This is a genomic window from Proteiniborus sp. (assembly GCF_040308045.1).
Taxonomy (GTDB): domain Bacteria; phylum Bacillota; class Clostridia; order Tissierellales; family Proteiniboraceae; genus Proteiniborus.
Genome location: NZ_JAWRHZ010000021.1, coordinates 1 through 4135 on the forward strand (window position 1 = coordinate 1; position 4135 = coordinate 4135).

The 4135-nt window shown below is 30.4% G+C and carries 7 protein-coding genes; all 7 read left to right on the plus strand.

Annotated elements, in window-relative coordinates; genetic code table 11:
• On the plus strand, positions 1–571 hold a 571-nt coding region (locus ABV008_RS03265; RefSeq protein WP_352418385.1), incomplete at its 5' end, for a TnsD family Tn7-like transposition protein.
• A 33-nt stretch (positions 572–604) separates the two neighbouring features.
• Positions 605–727: a hypothetical protein gene (locus tag ABV008_RS03270; protein ID WP_352418386.1), complete on the plus strand. Its 123-nt coding sequence runs from the start codon at positions 605–607 to the stop codon at positions 725–727.
• A gap of 177 nt (positions 728–904) precedes the next feature.
• On the plus strand, positions 905–1630 hold the full coding sequence (locus ABV008_RS03275) for a hypothetical protein (RefSeq protein ID WP_352418387.1): 726 nt from the start codon (positions 905–907) through the stop codon (positions 1628–1630).
• Positions 1631–1774: 144 nt separating this feature from the next.
• Entirely contained in the window at positions 1775–1906 is a 132-nt protein-coding gene (locus ABV008_RS03280; protein ID WP_352418388.1) for a hypothetical protein, read from the plus strand.
• Positions 1907–2233: 327 nt separating this feature from the next.
• Positions 2234–2509, plus strand: a complete 276-nt coding sequence (locus tag ABV008_RS03285; protein WP_352418389.1) for a metal-sensing transcriptional repressor — start codon at positions 2234–2236, stop codon at positions 2507–2509.
• A 19-nt stretch (positions 2510–2528) separates the two neighbouring features.
• A complete protein-coding gene (locus tag ABV008_RS03290) occupies positions 2529–3581 on the plus strand; it encodes a DMT family transporter (RefSeq protein WP_352418390.1) in 1053 nt (350 codons plus the stop codon).
• A gap of 48 nt (positions 3582–3629) precedes the next feature.
• Positions 3630–4115, plus strand: a complete 486-nt coding sequence (locus ABV008_RS03295; RefSeq protein WP_352418391.1) for a Csac_0668 family 2Fe-2S cluster-binding (seleno)protein — start codon at positions 3630–3632, stop codon at positions 4113–4115.
• The last annotated feature ends 20 nt before the right edge of the window (positions 4116–4135 follow it).

Genomic DNA, 4135 nt, shown 5'->3' on the forward strand with positions numbered 1-4135 from the left:
GTTGATAGAACTTACCCAGTCAGGACTATCAATCCGAGAAATATCAGATATATTAAAGTCATCTACAAAGACAATCAGAAAGGCTATTGATAGACTTGAAATAGAAGAATTCTGGAAGTTTAATGGTGGTGGGAAATATCTTCATAACAAGTTTACTGATACAGAAGAATTCAGAATGAAAAGAGAAAGGTTAAGGGAAAAGTGGCTTGAATTCCATGCTCAATATCCTGATAAAAGCAGCAGTCAAATTCGTAAAAATAACGATGGAGTTTATGCTTGGTTAAAAAGATATGATAGTAAGTGGATGGAAGAAAACTATCGCAGGATAAAAACAGTAGTTAACACTGTTGATTGGGATAAAAGAGATGTTGAATCACTTCCTAAAGTTAAGGAAGTGATAAAAGAAATGAAGGAAGGCAAGCCTGAAAGGATAACATGGTCAACTATAGGAGGCAAGTTAGGGATTAGCGGCTGGCTCTCTAAAAGGAAGGAGAAACTTCCATTGACAAAGGCATATATAGACTCAGAATTAGAAAGTCTGGAAGAATTCCATATAAGAAAAATAAAATAGGGTATCGGGGAAATAGACAGACAGGGAAAAGAGATGACACTATGGAATTTGGCAGAAACAGCAGGAGTTAAGCCAAGATATATGAAAAAAGTTCAAGAAAAGATTAAAGAAGCATTAGTGGATGAAGGATATGATGCTAATTTTCTAACATTCTAACCTAGATGATAATAATTTAATCAAGGTATGTGCAAAAAGATAAATTATGAAAAAGAAGATATATAAAAAATGAATGATATAATAGAGATATCTGAGGAATAAAGTAATTATTCTGATATATTTTTATGAGATAATGTTCCTAAAAAGATGAGAAGTTTCCCATAAAGGAGATACAGAATGGATAAGCATAGTGAGGTAATTAAAAACTATTTAGATAATAAAGATAAATACTTCTGCGATGACTGTTTATCAAAATTGTTGAGCATCGAACCACGTCAAACTATTAATGCTGTTTGTAATAAATTATTTAGGCAAGATATGATAAACCGTTGTAAAGGCGAATGTTCACGCTGTAAAAAGGTTAAAATAGTAAATGGTATTGGTCATATGTATAATAACGAAGTGGTAAATCATGAAGTAAACAGTCAGAATCATTGCCCGAATCTACAAAACACAAATAATAATGGCGTTTTTTCAAGGCTTCCTTTTGATGAATTTGAAAACAGAGTGGGATTATATTTAAATAAAAAATTTAAGGATAGTTTCTATGAAAAGCCATTAATTGTAGGCGTTAATAAAGTTCATAAGTTTGATTTGGTTTCATTGGATAACTCCATTGTGGCGGAATGTAAAAGTTATATTTGGACAAAGAATGATAATTTTCCTTCTGCTAAAATATCAACTGCAATAGAAGCAGTCTTTTATCTTTCTAGAATAATTGCTGAAAGAAAAGTTATAGTTTTCCAAGATGATTTTAATAAAAAAGGAGAAAGTCTAGTAGAAACTTTTATAAGAAGATATGATGGAATACTTGATGATGTTGAAGTATGGAGATATTTAGTCGGAGAATCAATTGAGTATGATAGAATTGAAATAAAACGGGAAGGAAAAGAATGCTGGTAAAAAATCTATATAAATAAAAGATAATCTGATATCGGAAACAAATTTATATATATAATGATATCCTTATTCCCTTGCTCCTTACCCCTTGTTCCTGTATCTATGTCTCCATCAAATAAAGTCCTTTAAAATTAAATAAAGTTAGAGATGCAGGAAAAAGAAATAACATTATGGAACCTAATTGAAACAGCAGGAGTAAGACTTAAATATATAAAATCAATTTCTAAGGAAATCCGAGAAGTATTAGCGTTTAAAGGGCATAGTGTTGACTTTATTTAGTAAACTGCAATTTAATCTTGAAAATACTAAGTTTTATAATATTTCTTGGTGATTACCGTTTAACCTCATGAGATAGCATTAATCTATAATTATTATAAAATTAAATTATGATTATAGTAGAATTTAATAGAAAAATAGCATTTAAAAGATAAGAAACATGGTTTATTAGGGCAAAGGAATGTCTAATAGGTCATGTTTTTTATTGATAGAAAGCACTATTAAAACAAAAATAAAGTTACAAAGTGATTTTAATAATATTTGAATACAAGTGAAATAATGATATAATCATAGTAACCCCCGTGGGGGGATATGAAAGGAGATGTAAACATGAGTGAAAGGCATGAGCATAAAAGCACCAAAACAGTTATAAATAGATTATCTAGAGCCATAGGACATTTAGAATCTGTTAAAAAGATGGTAGAGGAAGGGCGAGATTGTAGTGAAGTTCTTATACAAATTGCAGCAGTAAAATCTGCAGTCAATAATATCGGGAAAATTATTTTGCAGGACCATATCAATAACTGTGTTGTAAATGCAGTGGAAACAGGGGACAAAGAGGTAATAGAGGAGTTAAATAAAGCCATTGAACAATTTATAAAATAGAACCTGTGAGGTGTTTAGAATGGAAAATAAACAATTTAAAGCAATATTTTTTGCCATATTGGCAGCGGCATTATATGCTATTAGTTCACCAGTATCTAAACTCTTGCTAAAGGAAGTTCCACCTACATTAATGGCATCTTTTCTTTATCTTGGTGCAGGATTAGGTATGTCTGTTGTTGACATAATTAAGAGAAGGAAATACACGGAAAAAACTGAGGCTAGACTTACAAAACAAGAACTCCCTTATACTATTGGGATGGTTGCATTAGACATTGCAGCACCTATATTTTTGATGATAGGACTTACAATGACATCTGCTGCTAATGTTTCATTACTTAATAACTTTGAAATTGTTGCTACATCTTTAATTGCTTTAATAATATTTAAGGAACCTATAGGAAAAAGACTATTGGGTGCTATTTTTCTTATTACAATGTCAAGTGTTATTTTGTCTGTAGAAGATATAAGTAGTTTTTCATTTTCATTTGGTTCAATTTTTGTATTATTAGCATCTATTTGTTGGGGACTAGAAAATAACTGCACAAGAAAATTATCCGTAAAAGACCCATTACAAGTTGTTATAATTAAAGGATTTGGCTCTGGAATAGGTTCCTTAATAATTGCATTTATATTAGGAGAAAAAGCAAATAATATTTCTTTTATAATAGTATCCTTAATATTAGGATTTTTTGCTTATGGATTAAGTATATTCTTTTACATTTATGCCCAAAGAGACTTGGGAGCCGCTAAGACAAGTGCCTATTATGCTGTATCACCATTTATTGGAGTAGGATTGTCATTGATAATTTTTAGAGATATACCAACACCTTCATTTATTATTGCATTATCTATAATGATTATAGGTATGTATTTTGCGTCTATAGAAAAACATAATCATAAGCATCATCATATTGCAATAACTCATGAGCACAGTCATAGTCATGATGATGGACATCATGGTCATAGTCATAATGAAACTGTTATCGGTAAACATACTCATATTCATACCCATGAAGAATGTATGCATTCACATAAGCATAATCAAGATATTCATCATATGCATGCTCATTAAAATATAAATATACGTTATAAAAACTGTAAGAGGAGGCATATAAAAATAATGATAAATGATAATAAGTCTTGCTGTGAAGAATGCTCAGAACCAAATATTGAGGTCGGAAAAAACAATTTGTGCCCTATTTGTGGTAATATGGGCAGTACTGTAAAAAATATTACAGTGAAACATTTGGTACTTAGCGAATTATTAGAACAAGTTGGAGATAGAGATTATTATTTATGTATGAATGAAGAATGTAATGTTGCTTACTATAATAATGAAACTGATGTGCAATTTAATAAACAGCAGGTAAATGTACCAATATGGTTTAAAAAAGATGCAGACCCTAAATATGCCTGCTACTGTAGCAAAGTAACAGAAGAAAAAGTTATAGATGCAGTGTTAAAAGATGGTGCAACTAATATGAGAGAAGTTTTAAAAATTACTGGAGCCATGAAAAACTCGCAATGCCAGAAAAACAATCCATTAGGTAAGTGCTGTCATCAAATAATTCAAGATGCAATAGATAAAGCATTATCTATGAAATAATCAAAATTTAATTAATACAC